The following is a 1133-nucleotide window of genomic DNA, read 5'->3' as shown; positions in this document are numbered from 1 at the left end:
CCATATATCTAATTTTAACACATAAAGAACTCGAAAAAATACGATATGCATATTTGCATATCGTATTAACAACACTCCATGATAATTTAGAAACTCCTGCAAAGAAAAAACAACTCCGTTACAGCTAACAGCTCGGGTTTCTTTTCTTATTTAACTTCATACCACCAACATTTACGTTCTTTGATTGTAAAATAAATGTGACAGAAGTTTATCCAGTTAATGCGTAGACAAGTAAATGAGCTAAATTATCGATATTCTATTTCGCCATATCCGTAGCACTAATGACTTTACGCAAATTTGACAAGAAAAAATATATAGATAGGTATGATCCATACCTATCTATAACATTACTTCTATTCTTTATCCAATTACGTCTTTTACGTCTGTATCCACTGGCCACTTTTCTAATGTATAAGCCATTTCCCAAAATGAATATTCATATTGACTGCTAATAATAAAATGCTGTTTCATACGCTTGCGGTCTGTCTCTGTTACTTTTTCAGCGATAGTATCTAAACGTGTAATTTGCTCTTCAACTAGCGTACGGAACCAATCAGATCCATAAGCAGAAATCCATTCGTTATAAATTTGCTCTTCCGGCTGGCACTCTTTTAAGCGTTCGCCAATTTCATAATACAACCAATAGCAAGGTAAGATTGCTGCAATAATATCTCCTAAATGTCCTTCATACGCAGCACGATACATATGTGAAGTATACGCATATGCAGTTGGCGCAGGAATAAAATTATCTTTTTCTTCTTTTGTTATCCCTAGCTTTTTAGCAAAATTCTCATGTAATGATAATTCCGCCTCATATGTATTTTGGGCATGGTGTGCCATACGAGCTGTCGTTTCTAATTCAAGAGCTTTTGCAGCTCCTAATGTTTGTACTCTAGCAAAATGACTCAAATAATATGAATCTTGAAGAACATAATAGCGAAAACTAGCTAAATCTAACGTTCCTTCACCAAGTTTTTTTACAAAAGGATGGTTAAAACTCGCTTTCCAAATTGAATCTACTTCTTTACGTAACGATTGTGAAAAAGTCATTTAAATCCCTCCAATAATATATAAAATATAGATATTTATCCACAGCTATTAACGCTTTAAAATAAAAAAACTTTCTTTACAGG

1 protein-coding gene is annotated in these 1133 nt (G+C 33.2%); it reads right to left on the bottom strand.

Annotated features, from left to right (window positions below):
• Positions 1-360 precede the first annotated feature (360 nt).
• Complete coding sequence (gene tenA / locus GBN78_RS29745; RefSeq protein WP_000144526.1) at positions 361-1050, bottom strand: thiaminase II; 690 nt, start codon at positions 1048-1050, stop codon at positions 361-363.
• Positions 1051-1133: the final 83 nt, after the last annotated feature.

Origin of the sequence: Bacillus sp. B2-WWTP-C-10-Post-4 (assembly GCF_009183805.1) — a bacterium.
Classification (GTDB): domain Bacteria; phylum Bacillota; class Bacilli; order Bacillales; family Bacillaceae_G; genus Bacillus_A; species Bacillus_A cereus.
This window is presented reverse-complemented; position numbering and strand designations above follow the sequence as displayed.